This window comes from Limnohabitans sp. (assembly GCF_040400975.1).
Classification (GTDB): Bacteria; Pseudomonadota; Gammaproteobacteria; order Burkholderiales; family Burkholderiaceae_C; genus Limnohabitans_A.
The window spans coordinates 36,700-54,800 of record NZ_JBBAPF010000008.1 but is presented as its reverse complement, the minus strand read 5'-3'; the positions used below and the strand labels follow the sequence as shown (position 1 = coordinate 54,800).

Annotated in this window: 19 protein-coding genes; 12 read left to right on the top strand and 7 right to left on the bottom strand. The window is 60.9% G+C overall.

Going from position 1 to position 18,101, the window contains the following annotated elements:
• Positions 1-45 precede the first annotated feature (45 nt).
• The 5 genes from ABWQ00_RS06900 to ABWQ00_RS06880 all read right to left on the bottom strand — a co-directional run bounded on the left by ABWQ00_RS06900 (position 46) and on the right by ABWQ00_RS06880 (position 4,858).
• Positions 46-1,029: a tripartite tricarboxylate transporter substrate binding protein gene (locus ABWQ00_RS06900; protein ID WP_353237937.1), complete on the bottom strand. Its 984-nt coding sequence runs from the start codon at positions 1,027-1,029 to the stop codon at positions 46-48.
• Between the two features lie 134 nt (positions 1,030-1,163).
• Positions 1,164-2,990 carry a gamma-glutamyltransferase family protein gene (locus tag ABWQ00_RS06895; RefSeq protein ID WP_353237936.1) on the bottom strand — a complete coding sequence of 609 codons (1,827 nt, stop codon included), beginning with the start codon at positions 2,988-2,990 and terminating at the stop codon, positions 1,164-1,166.
• A 23-nt stretch (positions 2,991-3,013) separates the two neighbouring features.
• Positions 3,014-3,190, bottom strand: a complete 177-nt coding sequence (locus tag ABWQ00_RS06890; RefSeq protein WP_353237935.1) for a hypothetical protein — start codon at positions 3,188-3,190, stop codon at positions 3,014-3,016.
• Positions 3,190-3,849, bottom strand: a complete 660-nt coding sequence (locus ABWQ00_RS06885) for a TetR/AcrR family transcriptional regulator (RefSeq protein WP_353237934.1) — start codon at positions 3,847-3,849, stop codon at positions 3,190-3,192. The genes ABWQ00_RS06890 and ABWQ00_RS06885 overlap by 1 nt, the downstream gene beginning before the upstream one ends.
• A 250-nt stretch (positions 3,850-4,099) precedes the next feature.
• Entirely contained in the window at positions 4,100-4,858 is a 759-nt protein-coding gene (locus tag ABWQ00_RS06880) for a 3-hydroxyacyl-CoA dehydrogenase (protein WP_353237933.1), read from the bottom strand.
• A gap of 216 nt (positions 4,859-5,074) precedes the next feature.
• Here ABWQ00_RS06880 and cfa point away from each other — a divergent pair, with 216 nt between their 5' ends.
• The 5 genes from cfa to ABWQ00_RS06855 all read left to right on the top strand — a co-directional run bounded on the left by cfa (position 5,075) and on the right by ABWQ00_RS06855 (position 9,575).
• Entirely contained in the window at positions 5,075-6,250 is a 1,176-nt protein-coding gene (cfa, locus tag ABWQ00_RS06875; protein ID WP_353237932.1) for a cyclopropane fatty acyl phospholipid synthase, read from the top strand.
• A 78-nt stretch (positions 6,251-6,328) separates the two neighbouring features.
• A complete protein-coding gene (locus tag ABWQ00_RS06870) occupies positions 6,329-6,775 on the top strand; it encodes a DUF423 domain-containing protein (protein WP_353237931.1) in 447 nt (148 codons plus the stop codon).
• Between the two features lie 126 nt (positions 6,776-6,901).
• Entirely contained in the window at positions 6,902-7,468 is a 567-nt protein-coding gene (ahpC, locus tag ABWQ00_RS06865) for an alkyl hydroperoxide reductase subunit C (RefSeq protein WP_353237930.1), read from the top strand.
• Positions 7,469-7,640: 172 nt separating this feature from the next.
• Positions 7,641-9,245 (top strand): alkyl hydroperoxide reductase subunit F, encoded by a 1,605-nt coding sequence (gene ahpF, locus ABWQ00_RS06860; protein WP_353237929.1) that lies wholly within the window; start codon positions 7,641-7,643, stop codon positions 9,243-9,245.
• Positions 9,246-9,278: 33 nt separating this feature from the next.
• Positions 9,279-9,575: a hypothetical protein gene (locus tag ABWQ00_RS06855; RefSeq protein ID WP_353237928.1), complete on the top strand. Its 297-nt coding sequence runs from the start codon at positions 9,279-9,281 to the stop codon at positions 9,573-9,575.
• 25 nt (positions 9,576-9,600) lie between these two features.
• On the opposite strand, the gene ABWQ00_RS06850 is transcribed toward ABWQ00_RS06855, so the two are convergent.
• A complete protein-coding gene (locus tag ABWQ00_RS06850; RefSeq protein WP_353237927.1) occupies positions 9,601-10,644 on the bottom strand; it encodes an extracellular solute-binding protein in 1,044 nt (347 codons plus the stop codon).
• A 136-nt stretch (positions 10,645-10,780) separates the two neighbouring features.
• Between ABWQ00_RS06850 and ABWQ00_RS06845 the strand changes: the two genes are divergently transcribed.
• The gene (locus tag ABWQ00_RS06845; protein ID WP_353237926.1) at positions 10,781-11,695 is read left to right on the top strand and encodes a patatin-like phospholipase family protein; all 915 of its coding nucleotides are present in this window, start codon (positions 10,781-10,783) and stop codon (positions 11,693-11,695) included.
• 142 nt (positions 11,696-11,837) lie between these two features.
• Here the strand turns inward: ABWQ00_RS06845 and ABWQ00_RS06840 are convergent, their stop codons facing one another.
• Positions 11,838-12,377 carry a phasin family protein gene (locus ABWQ00_RS06840; RefSeq protein ID WP_353237925.1) on the bottom strand — a complete coding sequence of 180 codons (540 nt, stop codon included), beginning with the start codon at positions 12,375-12,377 and terminating at the stop codon, positions 11,838-11,840.
• Positions 12,378-12,563: 186 nt separating this feature from the next.
• Here ABWQ00_RS06840 and ABWQ00_RS06835 point away from each other — a divergent pair, with 186 nt between their 5' ends.
• Genes ABWQ00_RS06835 through ABWQ00_RS06810 form a run of 6 tightly spaced genes read left to right on the top strand, consistent with a single transcriptional unit; the run spans position 12,564 to position 18,059 of the window.
• Positions 12,564-13,502 carry a histone deacetylase family protein gene (locus ABWQ00_RS06835; protein WP_353237924.1) on the top strand — a complete coding sequence of 313 codons (939 nt, stop codon included), beginning with the start codon at positions 12,564-12,566 and terminating at the stop codon, positions 13,500-13,502.
• Positions 13,499-13,963 (top strand): acyl-CoA thioesterase, encoded by a 465-nt coding sequence (locus ABWQ00_RS06830; RefSeq protein ID WP_353237923.1) that lies wholly within the window; start codon positions 13,499-13,501, stop codon positions 13,961-13,963. The genes ABWQ00_RS06835 and ABWQ00_RS06830 overlap by 4 nt, the downstream gene beginning before the upstream one ends.
• Positions 13,960-14,697, top strand: coding sequence for a nitroreductase (locus ABWQ00_RS06825; protein ID WP_353237922.1), 738 nt, complete (start codon positions 13,960-13,962; stop codon positions 14,695-14,697). Before ABWQ00_RS06830 ends, ABWQ00_RS06825 begins: the two co-directional genes overlap by 4 nt.
• A 29-nt stretch (positions 14,698-14,726) precedes the next feature.
• Positions 14,727-16,598 carry an ABC transporter permease gene (locus tag ABWQ00_RS06820; RefSeq protein ID WP_353237921.1) on the top strand — a complete coding sequence of 624 codons (1,872 nt, stop codon included), beginning with the start codon at positions 14,727-14,729 and terminating at the stop codon, positions 16,596-16,598.
• On the top strand, positions 16,595-17,416 hold the full coding sequence (locus ABWQ00_RS06815; RefSeq protein ID WP_353237920.1) for an ABC transporter ATP-binding protein: 822 nt from the start codon (positions 16,595-16,597) through the stop codon (positions 17,414-17,416). The genes ABWQ00_RS06820 and ABWQ00_RS06815 overlap by 4 nt, the downstream gene beginning before the upstream one ends.
• The gene (locus ABWQ00_RS06810; RefSeq protein WP_353237919.1) at positions 17,403-18,059 is read left to right on the top strand and encodes an ABC transporter ATP-binding protein; all 657 of its coding nucleotides are present in this window, start codon (positions 17,403-17,405) and stop codon (positions 18,057-18,059) included. Before ABWQ00_RS06815 ends, ABWQ00_RS06810 begins: the two co-directional genes overlap by 14 nt.
• The last annotated feature ends 42 nt before the right edge of the window (positions 18,060-18,101 follow it).

Genomic DNA, 18,101 nt, shown 5'->3' with positions numbered 1-18,101 from the left:
ACAAAAGGCAGCCTCGGCTGCCTTTTGTCTTGGTGCTTAGCCGGGTCAGCTTTTCATGGCCAGGCCCAAACGCTCGATGGTCGCTTTTTCGGATTGAAACATGTTGTGTATGAACCGGGTGTATTCCTCGGTGCCCATGTAGATCACCGACTGGTCGTACTTGTCGAAGCTGGCCAGCACGGCCGGGTCTTGCAGCGTGCTTCTGAAGGCGTCGTGCAGGCGTTTGACCACGGCCGGGTCCATGCCCTTGGGGCCACCGATGCCAAAGGGCGAATCAGACACGGTGTCGTAGCCCAATTCGTTGAGTGTGGGCACGTTGGGCCAGCGCTTGGTGCGTTTGCTGCCGTAGGTGGCCAGCAGGCGCATGGTGCCCGCCTCGACTTGCGGGGCCCAGCCGGTGGCGTCGCTGTGCGACATGACATGGCCGCCCAACACCGCTTGCACGCCATCGGCGCTGCCTTTGAAGGGCACGTGGGTGACGTCGATCTTGGCTTTGCTGGCGAATTCGGCAAACGCCAGGTGTGGCGTTGTGCCGTTGCCCGTCGAGCCATAGGTGAACTTGCCCGGGTTGGCCCGCGCAAAAGCCACCAGGTCAGCGATGGAGCGAATGGGCGAGTCGGACCGCACCACCACGCCAAAGGTGTAGCCGGTCAGGCAAGCGATGTAGGTGAAGTCTTTGAGCGGGTCGAATTGCATTTTTTGCATGTGCGGCAAACGCGCGACGCCGATGGTGATTTGCGACAGGGTGTAGCCGTCGGGCTGGGCACGCACCAGCTCGTTGGGGCCGAGCATGCCGCTGGCGCCGGGTTTGTTTTCGATGACAACTTGAACACCCAAAGCCTTGGTGGCGCTTTCAGCCAAAGCGCGCATCACGGCGTCTGTCGAGCCGCCAGCAGGCCAGGGGCAGATCAGTTTGATGGGCCTGGCCGGGAAGGCTTGAGCTTGGGCCAGCGATGGAAATGCCACCGTGACGGCGGCGGCGGCCGAGGCCTGTACAAAAGTGCGACGTGAGGTGTCTTGGGTTTTCAAACCAGTCTCCTTTTACAAATGGGTGAATCCATTGAAAAGCAAGACCGCAGATCCGGCAAGGGGGGAAACCTTCAGCCTGGCCTGTGGTGGGTCGCTTGCGTGACTGGCAAGCGACCACGCCCAGCGGCGCGTGTTCAGTCGCCCATCACCACGCCTTCGCGCCGGGGGTCGGCACCGCCGAACCAGCCTTTGGGGTTACGTTCAATGGCTTGCAGGCCACTGGTCATGTCGATTTGCAACACGTCATGGCCACGGGCTTTGAGTGCGTCGACGGTGGCGCCGTCAAAGCCCTGGGCTTCGAGCAGGGTGGGGCCGTTCAGCGAGCCGAAGTTGGGCAGGTTGATGGCTTGTTGAGCGTTCAGCCCCCAGTGCAAGCTGCCCCTGAGCAGCTTGGCCGTGTAATGGATGATGAGGGCACCACCCGGGCTGCCACCGCTCATGAGCAGTTGGCCTGTGGCTTTGTCAAACACCAGGGTGGGTGACATCGAAGAGCGGGGGCGCTTGCCGGGCTCGACGCGGTTGGCGATGGGGCGGCCCTGCGCGTCTGTTGGGGACAAGCTGAAGTCCGTCAACTCGTTGTTGAGCAAAAAACCGCCTTGGCGAGAGGGGTCGGTGGTCACCATGCGGCGCGAACCGAAAGCGGCTTCGATGGTGCTGGTCATGGCCACGGCGCGGCCTTGTGCATCGATCACGCTGATGTGGCTGGTGCCGTATTCGGTCTGGGTCGGCATGGGCGCATAGCTGCTTTGGCTTGTGCCCGGTTGTCCGGGCTTGGCCACTTTCATCGACTGGTTGCCAATCCCTTGGCTGCGTTGGCGCAGGTAGTCAGGCGCCAGCAGGCTGCGCCAGTTGCCGCCCGGGGCGGGCACAAAATCCGGGTCGGCCAAGTATTGCGCACGGTCGGCAAAAGCCAGGCGCGAGGCTTCGGTGTAGCGGTGTAAAAAATCGGGCGAGGGCAAACCACCCACCAGCTCGGGGCCCTGCGGCTGGGTGTGGGCCAGTAGCCCCAAGATTTGCCCGATAGCGATTTGCCCAGACGACGGCGGAGGAAAGCCGCAGACACGGACCTCGCGGGCAAGAGCCGGGTGGTCAAAACACAAGGCTTCTCTTTCCTTGGGCTGATAAGTCGCCAAGTCTTGCAGGCTCAAGCTGCCGGGGCGCGGTGCCTTCGCTGTGCGTGCCACGATGGCCTGGGCCACCGGCCCTTCGTGCAGGGCGCGGCTGCCTTCTGTGGCGATGCGTCGCAGCACATGGGCGTATTCAGGGTTGCGCAGCACATGGCCCACAGGCCAAGCCTGGCCTTGGGCGTTGTAGAAAAAGCGCAAAGCCAGCGGGTCTTTTTTCAGGTGCGGGTCGGCCTGCAGCAGGGTGTACAAGCGGGGGCTGACCCGAAATCCTTGCTCAGCCAGCGTGATGGCGGGCGTCAACAGCTGCGCCCAGGGCAGGCGGCCGTGTTGCTGGTGCGCTGCCTCCAGCATGCGCACCACGCCGGGCACGCCCACCGAATGCCCGCTTTGAACGGCTTCGTCAAACGGCAGCGGCTTGCCCTGGTCCATGAACATGTCGCCCCGTGCGTCAGAGGGAGCGGTTTCGCGTCCGTCGTGCGCCGTGACTTTTTGGCCATCAAAGTGCAGCAAAAATGCACCGCCCCCAATGCCGCTGGACTGCGGCTCTACCAGCCCCAGCACCATCTGCACGGCAATGGCCGCATCGAGCGCTGAGCCGCCAGCACGCAGTACTTGGTGCCCCGCGTCGGTGGCCAGCGGATTAGCTGCGGCCACGGCCTGGCGCGAGAAGGCCCAGCCGGGTTTGGCGCTGCGGCCGCTGGCCGCTTCGGGTTGAACGGCAAGATCTGGCACGCTGTAGCGCAAGGCGTTGGCGGGTGTTGGTGGTGTGGGCCCGGACGCGCAGGCGCTCAACAGCGTCACCATGATCAGGCTCAAAGGCCAGTGTGCGTTCATGTGGTCTTCCTCTCGAGGAGATGCTAGCGGCAAACCAGGTCAGCACCCAGCGAATACGTGACAGGTGGGCCGCCGGTTTGGGACAAGTCATCCAGCGCTTTGGCCGTGTAACCGTGCGCCCAAAAGGACCCCAGCAAAGCCCCCATGCTGGAGCCCACCACCCGGTCCACGCCAATGCCCGCATATTCCAGTACACGCATCAGGCCGATGCTGGGGCGGCTTGGGATAGCTGGGCGGGCCCATGGGTCAAGGCGGTCTTCATCATGCCCATCAAATACGGTTCGGCCATTTCAGAAACACCGGGCGAGAGCACCAGGTGCTGCATGACATTGGCTTGTTCGATGCTGGCCATACCATGCAGGGCCGACCAAATGAACAGGGCTTGCAACTCCGCTTGGGCTAAAAGGGCCAGCATGTCACTCTGAGTGGCTTCTGCGTGCTGTTGCAATTGCAGCTGCAAATGCTGACGCAAAAAATCGAAAGCATGCACCGCATGGCGCACCAATTCAGGATGAACTGCAGGTTCGGGCCACGGGGTGCCAAACATCAGCCGGTATTCAAGCGGGTTTTGAGCGGCGTAGCGCATGTAGGCCTGGCCCATGCCCAGCAGGGCATCCGTGGTGTGAACTTTGGAGGCTTGGTTCAGAAAAGTGGCGAAATCCTCAAAACAGCGCTGCATGATGGCCGCCAGCAAGTGGTCTCGGCTGGGGTAGTGCCGGTAGGGCGCTTGGTGCGAAACCCCGAGTTTTCGGGAGACATCGCGCAAGCTCAGGCCTTCAATGCCTTGCTCGGCAATCACCTCGCGAGCCGCTTGAATGCAGGCTTCTTTCAGATCCAGGTCGAGGATGGTTTTGACCATGTGGGTCCTTGATGCACCATTTGTTGACAGTGTCAACATTGGGGTCAGCATGTCATTTTTAAGTTTTACCGACAGCCTTGGCGGCTCTGCCATGGGGTGGTCCAGTCTGAGCATGGCGCAGAAAATACTCTGTGCATACGGTCAGGCTGCCATGCCCGCTGTGCTGGTTTTCACCAGCGCTTACATCGCGGCTTGGGTCGCCTTGAGCTGGATTGGCATGGTGGCCTGAGTCAGCGGGCCTGCTGGGCGCTCATTTCGGAGCCAAGCGGATCGCGCCATCCAGACGAATCACTTCGCCGTTGAGCATGTCGTTTTCGATGATGTGTTGGGCCAATTTGGCGTAGTCCTGTGGGGTGCCTAAGCGGCTGGGGAAGGGCACGCCTGCGGCCAGGGCGTCTTGCACTTCTTGCGGCATGCCAAACAGCATGGGGGTGCCGAAGATGCCGGGGGCAATCGTCATGTTACGGATGCCGTTGCGCGAGAGGTCGCGGGCAATCGGCAAGGTCATGCCGACCACGCCGCCCTTGGATGCAGCATAGGCCGCCTGCCCAATCTGGCCGTCGTAGGCGGCCACGCTGGCGGTGGAAATCAGCACGCCGCGCTCGCCGGTGGATTCAGGCTCGTTTTTGCACATGGCCTCTGACGCCAAGCGGATCATGTTGAAGGTGCCCACCAGGTTGACCATGATGGTCTTGGTGTAAACGGCCAAGCTGTGAGCGCCGTTTTTGCCCACGGTTTTTTCGGCCGGGGCGATGCCCGCGCAGTTGACCAGACCCACCAGCTTGCCCATGGACACGGCCTGGGCCACCACGGCCTGGCCATCGGCTTCGTTGCTCACATCGCACTTGACGAATGCGCCTCCCAGTTCTTTGGCGATGGCCTCGCCTTTTTCAGCCTGCATGTCGGCGATCACGACCTTGCCGCCGTTGGCCACCAGCATGCGCGCCGTGCCTTCGCCCAAGCCCGATGCGCCGCCGGTGACGATGAAAACTTTGCCTTGAATGTCCATGTTCAACTCCTGAATTTGATTGACGTTACGTCAACGTCAATTATGCACAGATGGCTTGCGCAAAAGGACGCCATGCATCCGATCCATTCCGCCAAGCCCTACCGAGAACACGGTACAGGGCTACCGGCTTTGCTGAATGGATCTGGGCTAAGAGACGGCCTAGCATGGACAAAACCACGGGCCACCGGTCCGGGGGGGCATCAACAGGAGAACCGGATGGCAATAGAGCTCAATTGGGACACGAACGAATCGGCTTTGTTGCACACCGACAGCAACTGGCGGCGCGCTTGCGATTTGTTGGCCACGGCCGATATACGGGTCGGGGGCGGCAGGCCTTGGGACATGCGGGTGCGCCACCCCGACACCTTTGACCGCATCTTGACCCGCGGCAGTTTGGGTTTGGGCGAAAGCTACATGGATGGCTGGTGGGACTGCGACCAGTTGGACGAGTTCATCACCCGTATCCTCAGGGCGCGGCTGGACGAGCAGGTGGGTCGAGCGGGTTGGTTGTGGGCGTCGCTCAAGGCCCGTTTGACCAACTTGCAATCTCCCCACCGGGCCTGGCAGGTGGGCGAGCTGCATTACGACTTGGGCAACGATTTGTACGAAGCCATGCTGGACCCGTCCATGGCCTACAGCTGCGGATATTGGCCGGTGGCGCAAACCCTGACACAGGCGCAAGAGGCCAAGCTGGACCTGATTTGCCAAAAGCTGCAACTCCAGCCGGGCATGACGCTGCTGGACATTGGCTGCGGTTGGGGCAGCTTGATGTTTCACGCGGCCCGGCATTACCGGGTGCAGTGTGTGGGGCTGACCATCTCCAAAGAGCAAGCCCGAATGGGCGCGCAAAAAGCGCGTGACTTGCCGGTCCGTTTTGAGCTGGCCGACTACCGGCAGTTCAACCCACAGGGTGAGCAGCGCTTTGACCGTGTCGCTTCAATCGGCATGTTTGAGCATGTGGGGCACAAAAACTATCGCGCTTACTTCGACATGGCCCGCCGTTGCCTGAGGGACGACGGCTTGTTTTTGCTGCACACCATAGGCAAAAACCGGGCCGGTGCGGGCATTGACCCTTGGATTGAAAAATACATCTTCCCCAACGGCGTGCTGCCTTCGGCCGCAGAAATCGCTTACTACAGCGAAGAAGATTTCGTCATGGAAGATTGGCACAACTTTGGCGAAGACTATGACAAAACCCTGATGGCCTGGCATGCGCGCTTTGAAGCAGCTTGGCCTGCGCTGAAGGACCGCTATGGCGAGCGCTTTTACCGCATGTGGCGCTACTACCTGCTGTGCTGCGCGGGGACTTTTCGGGCCCGCGACAACCAGTTGTGGCAAGTGGTGCTGTCGCCCAATGGGCGAGCAGGGGGTTACCGAAGGCCGCTGATGTGAGCTTCATTTTTGGTTCATGGGGTTCACAAACATGCTCCAATGCGCGGGTCACATTTTTGGCCTTGTGCCCAGCACCCCATGTCCAGTCCGTCTTTTGCTTTTAGCGCCGATTCCTCGCCTGAAGTCTGGCCCCTGTCGGCCCGATGGTTTCTGGCGTTGGGGTCGATCAGCGCCTGCGCCAGCGTGGTGTTCAGCGCCGCATTCGCCCATTTGCCTGTGTTTGCTGGGGGCGTGCCCACGGCGGTGCAAACCGCTTTGAGCCAGCAACAATTTCATTCGCTGGGTTTGTTGCTCACCGGGCTGGCGCTTCGGGTCTGTTGGGCGTCGCGATGGCTGCAGGCAGCCGGCTGGCTCATGTTGCTTGGTTTGCTCTTGTTCAGCTTCAACCTTTATGCCCGGCACGTGTTGGCTTGGGATGCATTGCGCGCTTTGGTGCCGTGGGGCGGCATGGCTTGGATTCTGGCTTGGCTGACTTTGGCTGTGGGTTTGGTGCAGGGGAGTGGAAGATTAAATCGACAGTCTTGAGTTGAAAGCTTTTTCCTATGGGGTTGATAGGAACTACTCATGAGTGGAAACCCTAGGCTGCATTATGATTGCGACCAATGAGTTATCTCATTCGATAGTTTTTATAAACCAACCCAAGGAAACACCATGTCCTCTTTGATCAATACCCAAGTCCAGCCTTTCAAGACCCAGGCCTTCCACAACGGCAAGTTCGTGCAAGTGTCGAACGAAACCCTCAAGGGCGAGTGGTCCGTGCTGATTTTCATGCCCGCAGCCTTCACCTTCAACTGCCCGACTGAAATCGAAGACGCGGCCGACAACTACGCCGCTTTCCAGTCCGCCGGTGCCGAGGTCTACATCGTGACCACCGACACCCACTTTTCGCACAAGGTGTGGCACGAGACTTCGCCTGCCGTGGGCAAAGCCAAGTTCCCCTTGGTCGGCGACCCGACACACACCCTGACACGCGCATTTGGCGTGCACATTGAAGAAGAAGGCCTGGCACTGCGCGGCACCTTCATCATCAACCCCGAAGGCATGATCAAGACCGCCGAAGTGCACTCCAACGAGATCGCACGCGACGTGTCTGAGACCCTGCGCAAGCTCAAAGCCGCTCAGTACACCGCCGCCAACCCCGGCCAAGTGTGCCCAGCCAAGTGGAAAGAAGGCGCCAAGACTTTGGCTCCATCCATCGACCTGGTCGGCAAGATCTAAATCTCGGGTGCCCTGCTGGTCAGAGCGCTGAGTTCAACGCATGCGGGCCACAAGCCTGCGTGCCTTGCGCTCAACGTGTTCCCCCCCCCAAGTCCCCCAAATTGCCCCTGTTCCCTGGCCTGCGCCACAAGTGCGGGTCATGTTCACTGCCCCCTGAAAACCGGAGATCACCATGCTCGACGACACCCTCAAAGCCCAATTGCAGCAATACCTGGGCTTGCTGCGCCAGCCGATTTGCCTGATTGCCTCGCTGGACGACAGCGAGACGGGCTCCGACATGAAGAGCCTGCTGGAAACCATCGTGGGTTTGTCTGACAAGGTCAGCCTGGACATCTCGGGCAACGATGCCCGCAAGCCGTCTTTTGTGGTGGCACGAGAAGGTCAAACGCAAGGTGTGCGTTTTGCGGGACTGCCTTTGGGCCACGAGTTCACCTCGCTGGTCTTGGCCCTGCTGTGGACAGGCGGTCACCCGCCCAAGGTCGAGGCGGACGTCATCGACAGCATCAAGGCGCTGGAAGGTAACTTCAATTTCGAGGTCTACATGTCGCTGAGCTGCCACAACTGCCCCGACGTGGTGCAGGCGCTGTCGCTGATGGCCATTGTCAACCCGAAAGTTAAAACCGCGGTGATTGAAGGCGGTGCCTTCCAAAAGGAAGTGGAAGAGCGCCAGATCATGGCGGTGCCCATGGTGTTTCTCAACGGCCAAGTGTTCGGCTCGGGTCGCATGTCGGTTGAGGAAATCGTGGCCAAGCTTGACACCCACGCTGGTGAGCGTGACGCGGCCAAGCTCAGCGCCAAAGACCCCTTTGACATGTTGATTGTGGGCGGCGGCCCAGCGGGGGCGGCTGCGGCTGTCTATGCTGCGCGCAAAGGCATCCGTGTGGGCCTGGCGGCTGAGCGTTTTGGCGGACAGACCAACGACACCATGGCCATCGAAAACTACATCTCGGTCCTCGAGACCGACGGTCCCAAGTTTGCAGCGGCCCTGGAAGCCCAAGTGCGCCACTACGAGGTGGACATCATGAATTTTCAGCGCGCCGAAAAAATCATCCCAGCGACGGAGCCCGGAGGCCTGATCGAGGTGCAAATGGCAAACGGGGGCTCTTTGAAAGCCCGGTCGGTTATCCTGTCCACCGGGGCCCGCTGGCGCAATGTGAACGTACCTGGCGAAGCCGAGTACAAGAACAAAGGCGTGGCGTATTGCCCGCACTGCGACGGTCCGTTGTTCAAGGGCAAGCGTACCGCCGTCATTGGCGGTGGCAACTCCGGCATTGAAGCGGCGATTGACTTGGCGGGCATCGTGGCGCATGTCACGGTGTTCGAATTTGCCGACCAACTCAAGGCCGATGCGGTGCTGGTGAGCAAGCTCAAGAGCTTGCCCAACGTGAGCATCCACACCCACGCCCAAACGACCGAAATCACGGGCGCAGACGGCAAAGTCAATGGCATCCGCTACAAGGACCGCACCACGGGTGATGACCATTGGGTGGCGCTGGAAGGGGTGTTCGTACAAATCGGCCTGGTGCCCAACACCGAGTTCCTCAAAGGCACGGTGGACTTGAGCAAATTCGGCGAGATCGTGGTGGACGCCAAGGGCCACACCAATGTGCCCGGTGTGTTTGCAGCCGGAGACTGCACCACCGTGCCTTACAAGCAAATTGTGATCGCTGCAGGCGAGGGTGCCAAAGCCGCCTTGAGCGCTTTTGACCACTTGATCCGCATGCCTGCTTTGCCGGTGAGTGACGCCACGACACCCGCGCACGCAGAAGCCGTTTGAGCCGACCGTTTTAAATCCCCGAGGAGCGCTTTGATGACGTGTTTTGTGATCGACCCCACCGCCAAAACCATCACCCCCGCCCCTTGGGACGGTGGGCTGGATGCGATCCGTCAGCTGATCGGTTTTGAAACCATTGACAGCGACGAGATTGATGCGAACGGTGACCGTTTGTTTTTCGACGAAAAATGCTTCATACGCCAGACCCCGGGCGTGGGACGTTTTCAGCTCGACAGCCTGGCCCCGGTGGCGGGAGTGGGCGTGGTGGTGGGGGCCGACGTGTCCTCACCTCAAGTGACCCTTGAGGGCTTGCAGGGGCGGGTCAAGTTTTAGGCATCACCCGTCTGACCGCGTTGGCTTATTTGAAGCCAACCCGGTCCAGCATCTGCTGCACCTTGATCTGGTTCATGCCCACGGCGCTGATCGGGAGCAATTCGCTTTTGAAGCTGCCACCGGTCATGGCTTTCAGGGCCGGGTTGTCAAAGGTCACGCCTTTGGCAGCAGGCCATTCGTTGTTGCCGTTGGCAAAGTGGTTTTGGGCGGCGGGGCTGGCCAAGTACTCCAAAAACTGCACCGCGTTGCCGCTGTTTTTGGCGTGGCGTGCCACCGCGCCGCCAGCCACGTTCATGTGGGTGCCCCAGCTGCTTTGGTTGGGAAAGACCACACCGACTTTTTCAGCCACGGCTTTGTCTGCAGGGTTGGGCGACCGCATCATTCGGGCTAGGTAATACGTGTTGGTGACGGCCACGCCGCATTCACCCGAAGCCACGCCCCTGATCTGGTCGGTGTCCCCCCCTTTAGGGCTGCGCGCCATGTTGCTCACCAGGCCTTTGAGCCAAACCTCGGTGTTTTGCGGTCCCAGGTGCTCGGTCAAAGCCCCAAAAAGACTCAAGTTGTAGGGGTGTGAGCCGCTGCGGATGCACAAGTTGCCTTTGAACTTGGGATCGGCCAGCTTTTCATAGCTGTCCACATCGGTTTTGTTGAATTTGACTTTGTCATAAACCATCACACGGGCGCGGGTTGACAAACCAAACCAGGCCGTGCCGCCGTTGTCAGCGGGTTTCGCGCGCAAGTGGGCAGGGATCGCGTCTTCCAAGACTTTGGATTTGATGGGCAAGAAAAGACCATCGACCTCGGCGCGCCACAAACGTGCAGCATCGACCAACAAAATCACGTCAGCAGGTGAGGCTGCACCTTCGGCCTTCAGTCGGGCGAGAATACCGGCATCGTCGGCATCCACCCGGTTGATCTTGATGCCGGTGGCTTTGGTGAATTCGCTGTACATCACCTCGTCACTGGGGTAGTGGCGGGCGGAATAGATGTTCAGAACTTTGTCTTGGGCCAGGGTGGATGCCGCGGTCATCAGGCAAGCCAGGCTCAAAATCGTTCTCGAGAAGTACATGGTGGACGTTAGGGAGAATCAATGGTGGTGGTATTGTAAACCAAATGCGAATCGTTATCAATAAGATTTGAGGGGAAAAATGTTGCTGTCAGTGAAAACAATCAATGTAAAAAACCGATGCCGCCAGGGTTTTGGCGTGGCCGCTCTGAGGGGGCTTAGGGGTTGGGCATTGCTGTCGCTGGTGGTGGTGCTGGCCGCTTGCAGCAGTGTGCCCAGCACGCCGCCGACAGCCCCTAGCACCGTCCCTCCCAGTGTGGAGCGCCAAGAGCTACGTCTGGGTTTGGCTTTGGGCGGTGGGGCCGCCCGGGGCTTCGCGCACGTGGGCGTGATCCAGGTGTTGGAAGAGGCTGGTCTGCGGCCGGCTTATTTGGTGGGGACTTCTGCAGGCAGTTTGGTGGCCGCTTTGTATGCCAGTGGCAAGACACCCGCTGAGTTGGTGCGCGTGGCCGAGAGCATGCAAGAGGCTGAGATCACCGATTGGATGTTGCCCATTTTGAACCGGGGCGCTTTGCGCGGAGAAGCCTTGGCACGGTATGTGAATACCCAGGTTGGAGGACGAACGCTGGAGCAAATGAGGATCCCCGTGGGCATTGTGGCCACCGACTTGGGCAATGGCGATGTCATCACATTCAGGCGGGGCAACACGGGGGCTGCGGTGCGTGCTTCGAGCGCGGTACCAGGGGTTTTTCAGCCGGTGCGTGTGGCGGATCGTGAATATGTGGATGGCGGTTTGGTGTCTCCTGTGCCGGTCCGTCAGACCCGCGACATGGGGGCCAACTTTGTGATCGCCGTTGATATCTCCAGTGATCCTGAGGGCAATCCGTCTGGCGACACGTTTCAGATCCTGATGCAAACCTTTGCCATCATGGGCAAAAGCATCAACCAACTGGCGCTGAAAGAGGCCGATTGGGTGGTGCGGCCAGCCTTGTCCGGTGTGAAAAGCGCCGACTTCAGCGCCCGAATGCGATCCATCGATGCGGGCAGAGCCGCCATGCGCGAAGCCCTGCCGGGCCTGAAAGCGCGCTTGGCAGCCTTTGAGGCAGGGCGCTGACGAGGGGATTGGAAACAAAAAAAGGGCTGATCTGGCGATCAGCCCTAGAAGGGATCCCTGTTTCCCAGACGAAATTCAAAAGGATCCGAGGAGACAACTTGCAAAAAACGGTTCAAGTCAGACCGACTTGAGCATCCCTGAATTACTTCTTCTTGGCGGCTTTGGGCGCAGCGGTCACAGACTGGGTCACCGCGGCAATGTTGGACTCGGCCATGTCGGTGGCTTGCTTGACGGCTTTTTGCACCGACTCGTAAGCGGAGTTGGCGGCGGTCACAGCACCTTTCATCATGGCCACGGCTTGCTCAGAGCCCGCTGGAGCATTTTGGGTGGCGGTCTCCACCAAGATGGCAAATTGCTTTTGGGCAACAGCCGATTGGGCTTCCATGGCTTTGGTGAATTCGCTGCCTGTGCCCGATGCGATGTCGTAGAGGTGACGGCTGTAGGCGGCGGTTTTTTCGGCCAAAGGCTGAAACAGGTTGGCTTGCATGGCCAGCAATTCTTGTGCGTCTTTCACGCTCAGAACAGCTTGCGTGCTGTGGGCCGACTCGTCCAAGGCGGCTTTGGCTGCGCTCAGGTTGAGTTCGACCAGCTTTTCCACGCCTTCGAAGGCTTTGGCGGTCAGGCCAAACAGGGTTTCCACGTTGGCTTTGTGTGAGGCGACGATTTGTTCGGGTGTCATCATGAGGGGCTCCAGATAAAGGGTTGGTTTCAAGAAGACTGCGCCGTAACTGGCCGGGGCCGTACAACTTTGTTGCAGTGCAGCATAGATTGAAGTATAGGGTTTGGACGCTCTCTTGCAAGGGCATGGACCTGTTGCGGGCTCAGATTAGAGAGTGTTTTCTAGAATCGCCTTGCTCTGAATCAATCCATGCACGCTTACTACGCCGATCACTTTGTCCTGCCTTTGCCCGAAGGCCACCGCTTTCCGATGCGCAAGTACAGCCGACTGCGGGACCGACTGACACAAGAGTTGCCCGCCGTGGTCATGCGCGAGGCCCCGGCCGCCAGCGACGGTGAGCTGGCGCTGGTGCACACACCCGCCTACATCCAGGGCGTGGCCACGGGTAGTTTGGAGCCTGCGCTGCAGCGCGAGATCGGTTTCCCGTGGAGCCCGGCCATGGCCGAGCGGGCAAGGCGCTCGGTGGGCGCGACCGTGGCCGCTGCCCGTGATGCCTTGGCCCAAGGTGTCGCTGGCAACCTGGCTGGCGGCACTCACCATGCCTATGCGCACAAGGGCGGAGGCTTTTGTGTGTTCAACGACATCGCTGTGTCGGCCCGCCTGATGCAGGCCGAGGCTTGGCGGCACCATCGGCAAACATTGAAGGTAGCGGTGATTGATCTGGACGTGCACCAAGGCAATGGCACCGCGCACGTGTTTGCCAATGACCCCAGCGTGTTCACGCTGTCGATGCATGGCGAAAAGAACTTCCCGTTTCGCAAAGAGCCGAGCGATCTGGACGTGGGCTTGCCAGATGGCTGCACCGACGAGCCTTATCTGGCGGCGCTCCACCAATCTTTGCAAACGCTGCAAGATCGGTTCGATCCGCATTTGGTCATTTACTTGGCTGGAGCCGACCCGCACGAGGGGGATCGGTTGGGGCGCCTCAAACTGACGATGGACGGCATGCAGTCCCGCGACCGTGTGGTGATGGACTGGGCCTGGCAGCGCAGGCTGCCGGTGGTGTTGTGCATGGGTGGCGGCTACGGTCACGACATCGAAACCACGGTTCAAGTGCAAATGCAGACTTGGGATGTGGCTTTGGGCTACTGGCGCCTTTGGCAAGGCTGGCACAATCGCGGGCGATGAAGACCCCTGCCAATTCCTCCCCTGCGGCCACCACCAAACCCCAGGCCGACGCCCGCAGCAGCTATAAAGCATTTCGCCCCATCAGCACGCGCTGGATGGACAACGATGTCTACGGCCATGTGAACAACGTGGTCTATTACAGTTGGTTCGACACCGCCGTGAATGCCACGCTGATCGAGCAGGGTGTGCTCGACATCCACGCGGGCAGCACCATCGGCCTGGTGGTGGAAACCCAGTGTTTTTATTTCGCGCCCTTGGCCTTTCCCCAAACCATCGACGCGGGCATCCGCGTGGCCAAGCTGGGCTCGTCCAGCGTGCGCTACGAGGTGGGCTTGTTCGCCCAAGGGGAAGAACTGACCGCCGCCCGGGGCCACTTTGTGCATGTGTACGTGGACCGCGAAACACGCCGCCCCGTGGCCTTGCCAGCCGCACTCAAAGCATTTTTGGAGACATTGACATGAGCATTTTGGACATCGGACCCCAGGTCAGCACCCGCGTGAACGACCCGGCCAGCGTGGATGCGGCCATCTTGAGTCGTTTTTCAGCCCGCGCTTATTTGCCAAAGCCGGTGGACCGCGCTGTGCTGCAAGAGGTGCTGAGCATTGCCGCTCGCTCACCCAGCGGCACCAACACCCAGCCCTGGAAGGTCTATGTGCTGCAAGGCGCTAAGCGCGATGAGCTGGTCGCCAAGACCTGCGCCGCGCACGACGCCATCAGCGCCAACCCCGCTCTGGCCGCCGACTATGCCGAGGCCTACGACTATTACCCCGAAAAATGGGTCAGCCCCTACATCGACCGCCGCCGCGAGTGCGGTTTTGGCCTGTACGGCGTGCTGGGCATTGGCAAGGGCGACAAAGCCATGATGCACGCCCAGCACCAAAAGAATTTTCGCTTTTTCGATGCGCCCGTGGGCCTGATCTTCACCATCGACAAGGTCATGGGCCGGGGCAGTTTGCTCGATTACGGCATGTTCTTGCAAAGCATCATGGTGGCCGCCCGCTCGCGGGGCCTGCACACCTGCCCGCAAGCGGCCTGGAACGGGTTTTCCAACATCATCTTGCCGCTGGTCGGTGCGGGTGAAGGCGAAATGGTGGTCTGCGGCATGTCGCTGGGCTATGCCGATGAGTCGGCCCTGGTCAACACCTTTCAGACCACACGGGTGCCGGCGCAAGACTTCACCCACTGGGTGGACTGAGGCTCTGCCATCCAAGAAGAGAGCCTGATTTGGGACTCGAAGCACTGGCGCTGCAACTGCTCAACGGGCTCAGTCACGCCACCACCTTGTTCTTGATGGCCTCCGGCTTGACGCTGATTTTTGGCGTCACCCGGATCGTCAACTTTGCGCATGGCAGCTTCTTCATGCTGGGCGCTTTGTGGTCGGCGCACGCGGTGACCCATTGGTGGCCCGCGATGGCCGACACAGCTTGGGGCTATGGCGCGGTCATTTTGATGGGCGCGTGCGTAGCCGCTTTGCTGGGGGCTGTGACCGAGGTGCTGTTGCTCAAGCGCATGCGCCACGCGCCGCAGCTTTACCAACTGGTGGCCACCTTTGGGTTGACGCTGGCGCTGCACGACGCCATGCGCTGGTTCTTTGGGCCGGAAGAGGTGTTCGCGCCACGCTTTCCGGGCCTCAAGGGTGCGATCCAGATGGGGGAGTCGTATTTCCCGACTTGGCAACTTTTTACCCTGGTGTTGGGCCCCTTGGTTTGGTTGGGCCTTCATCTGTTGCTCACGTGCACGCTGTGGGGCCAGCGCGTGAAAGCGGCCACTCAAGACCGCGAGATGCTGGGCGCCTTGGGTGTGAATCCTGCGCCCCTGATGTTGGGCGTGGTCATGCTGGGCTGCGGTCTGGCGGGGCTGGCTGGGGCGCTGCAATTGCCGCGCGAGCCGGCGCACTTGCAGATGGACATGAACGTGGTGGTGGAGACCTTTGTGGTGGTGGTCACCGGGGGCTTGGGCAGCATCGGCGGGGCGTTTGCAGCGGCGGTGCTGATTGGGGTCATCCACGCTTTGGGTCTGAGCTTTTTCCCGCAAGCGACTTTGGTGCTGGTGTTTTTGACCATGGCCGTGGTGCTGGTTTGGCGGCCTCAGGGCTTGGCGGGTTCAGCTGCGCATGCCGAGCAACGTGAAAGCGTGCCGGTATTTGCGCTCTGGCCTGTGGCGGGCTGGGGCCGTGCCATGTTTGGCTTGGCCTTTGTGGGTTTGACGCTGCTGGCCTGGAGGCAGGGCGATTACGGCCGCAGCCTGGCCGAAGACGTGATGGTGATGATGCTGTTTGGCCTGAGCCTGCAGTGGATGATGGCTTTGGGCGGCTTGGTCAGTTTTGGCCATGCAGCGTTTTTTGCGCTGGGTGCCTATGGCGTGGCCTTGTCGCATCTGCATTGGGGTGCGGGTTTGTTCCCCGCTTTGGCAGCGGGCATGGCGCTGGCGCTGGCCGTGGCTTTGGCCTTTGGCGCTTTGGTGGGGCGCAGCAGCGGGGTGTACCTGGCCATGCTCTCGCTGGCGTTGGCGCAAATGATTTGGGCAGGTGCCACGCAATGGGTAGGCCTGACGGGCGGTGACAACGGTTTGATTGGCTTGCGCTTGATCGCGCCCGAATCGCGTGCTTTGGCGGATGCGGTGCTGTGCGCCTTCATGCTTTTGGCCATCTTGGGCATGGCCCGCGTGGTTCGCTCCAGCCGGGGCGCGGCTTTGCAGGCGCTGCGCGATGCACCGCAGCGGGCGGCGGCCAGTGGTTTGCCGGTACAGGCCTTGCGCTACCAGGTGTTTGTGGGCAGCGCCACCTTGGCGGGCCTGGCCGGAGGCTTGTGGGCCGCCTTCAAAGGCGCGGTGTTCCCGTCTGTGGCTTCAGTCGCCATGTCGGTGGATGCCTTGTTGGTCATCTTGTTGGGCGGTGTGCACCAGTTGTGGGGCTCGGCTGTGGGCAGTGCACTCTTGGTGTGGGGCGGGGCCGAGTTGGGTCGGGGTCTGGAGTATTGGCGCGGCGTTTTGGGCTTGGTGATCATGTGGGTCATGGTGCTGGCACCCAGTGGTGTGCTGGGTGGTTTGCAATTGCTGAGGGTCCGCTTGATGCCATCTCAGGGTGGCCGCACATGAGCACAGAGCAGGCTTTGCAGGTCAAGGGCCTGTCCAAGCACTTTGGGGGCGTGCGGGCGCTCGATGGCGTGGACTTTGCGGTGCCCGTTGGTCAGTGCGTGGCTCTGATCGGCCCCAACGGCGCAGGCAAGTCGACCTGTTTTGCCTGCTTGGCAGGCCAGCAAGTGCCCACAGGGGGCGAAGTGCTGTGGCAAGGTCAATCGCTGTTGGGCAAACCACCCGCCGAGCGCCAGCGCCTGGGCGTGGCCCGCACCTTTCAGGTGGCGCAAACCTTTGAAGCCCTCACGGTGTTGCAAAACATCCAGCTGGTGCTGCGCGGTGCTGCGCCACTGGCCTGGTGGGACCGGCTGGACCGCCGTCAGCCCGAACGTGCCATGCAACTGGCCGCGCAAGCGGGTTTAGAAACCCAAGCCAAGGCCACCGTAGCCGATTTGCCTTATGGCGCGAAAAAACGCCTGGAGCTGGCCATGGCCCTGGCGGGCTTGCCCGACGCCGAGTCAGGCGCTGCGGCCCATCAAGGTTCCCAGGCCGCGCCGTCCTTGCTGCTGCTGGACGAACCTGCTGCCGGACTGGCCCTGGCCGAGCGGGCTGACATGATGGCGCTGGTGCGCCAAGTGGCATCGCAAGGCGTGACGGTGCTCTACACCGAGCACAACATGGACGCCGTTTTTGGCGTAGCCGACCGGGTGTTGGTGCTGATGCAAGGGCGCTTGGTTGCCGACGGTTTGCCCGAAAAAGTGGCCCAAGACCCACAGGTGCGCGAACGTTATTTGGGTCAAGATTTCGACATGAAAGGCCTGCTTGATGCTCACCGTTGAAGGCCTCAACGCCTGGTATGGCCAAGCCCAGGCCTTGTTCGAGGTGAGCCTGTCGGTGGGCGAGGGCGAGCTGGTCGTCATTCAGGGTTTGAACGGCGCGGGCAAATCCACCTTGCTGCAAAGCCTGATCGGCATCGGCCCCCGGACGCAAGGCCAGATCACCTGGCAAAGCGCACCCATTCACGCCTGGCCCGCGCACCGCCGCGCCCAAGCGGGTCTGGGTTTTGTCGCCGAAGACCGGCGTTTGTTCACCGGTTTGTCGGTGAAAGAAAACCTGTGGATTGCTGCGCCATCGGGCGCATTGCCCGGCGACCCGGCCACGCCCGTGCAGCGCTTTGACCGCGTGATGGCCTTATTCCCGCAGCTGCAAACCATGCTGCACCGCCCGGCCAGCCAGATGAGCGGGGGTGAGCAGCAAATGCTGGCCTTGGCCCGCACGCTGATGACCGGCCCGGGCCTTTTGCTGTTGGACGAGCCTTGCGAGGGCATTGCCCCGGTGTTGGTGGTGGCCATGCGAGACGCGCTGCTGCAACTGGCCCGTGAGGGTGTGGCCATGTTGGTGGCCGAGCAAAACAACATCCTGGCCGGACATGCCCAGCGCGTGCTGGTGCTGACCAGTGGACGCCTGCAAACGGTGATTTGAGCCTGATCTGTCCGAGCTCAGCCATCCCTTACACTGACCTGC

Coding starts and splice junctions, on each gene's coding strand:
- ahpF (WP_353237929.1), top strand. CDS start 7,641: ATGCTCGACGACACCCTCAAAGCCCAATTGCAGCAATACCTGGGCTTG.
- ahpC (WP_353237930.1), top strand. CDS start 6,902: ATGTCCTCTTTGATCAATACCCAAGTCCAGCCTTTCAAGACCCAGGCC.
- ABWQ00_RS06810 (WP_353237919.1), top strand. CDS start 17,403: ATGCTCACCGTTGAAGGCCTCAACGCCTGGTATGGCCAAGCCCAGGCC.
- ABWQ00_RS06895 (WP_353237936.1), bottom strand. CDS start 2,990: ATGAACGCACACTGGCCTTTGAGCCTGATCATGGTGACGCTGTTGAGC.
- ABWQ00_RS06855 (WP_353237928.1), top strand. CDS start 9,279: ATGACGTGTTTTGTGATCGACCCCACCGCCAAAACCATCACCCCCGCC.
- ABWQ00_RS06880 (WP_353237933.1), bottom strand. CDS start 4,858: ATGGACATTCAAGGCAAAGTTTTCATCGTCACCGGCGGCGCATCGGGC.
- cfa (WP_353237932.1), top strand. CDS start 5,075: ATGGCAATAGAGCTCAATTGGGACACGAACGAATCGGCTTTGTTGCAC.
- ABWQ00_RS06840 (WP_353237925.1), bottom strand. CDS start 12,377: ATGATGACACCCGAACAAATCGTCGCCTCACACAAAGCCAACGTGGAA.
- ABWQ00_RS06890 (WP_353237935.1), bottom strand. CDS start 3,190: ATGCGTGTACTGGAATATGCGGGCATTGGCGTGGACCGGGTGGTGGGC.
- ABWQ00_RS06825 (WP_353237922.1), top strand. CDS start 13,960: ATGAGCATTTTGGACATCGGACCCCAGGTCAGCACCCGCGTGAACGAC.
- ABWQ00_RS06830 (WP_353237923.1), top strand. CDS start 13,499: ATGAAGACCCCTGCCAATTCCTCCCCTGCGGCCACCACCAAACCCCAG.
- ABWQ00_RS06885 (WP_353237934.1), bottom strand. CDS start 3,849: ATGGTCAAAACCATCCTCGACCTGGATCTGAAAGAAGCCTGCATTCAA.
- ABWQ00_RS06870 (WP_353237931.1), top strand. CDS start 6,329: ATGTCCAGTCCGTCTTTTGCTTTTAGCGCCGATTCCTCGCCTGAAGTC.
- ABWQ00_RS06850 (WP_353237927.1), bottom strand. CDS start 10,644: ATGTACTTCTCGAGAACGATTTTGAGCCTGGCTTGCCTGATGACCGCG.
- ABWQ00_RS06815 (WP_353237920.1), top strand. CDS start 16,595: ATGAGCACAGAGCAGGCTTTGCAGGTCAAGGGCCTGTCCAAGCACTTT.
- ABWQ00_RS06835 (WP_353237924.1), top strand. CDS start 12,564: ATGCACGCTTACTACGCCGATCACTTTGTCCTGCCTTTGCCCGAAGGC.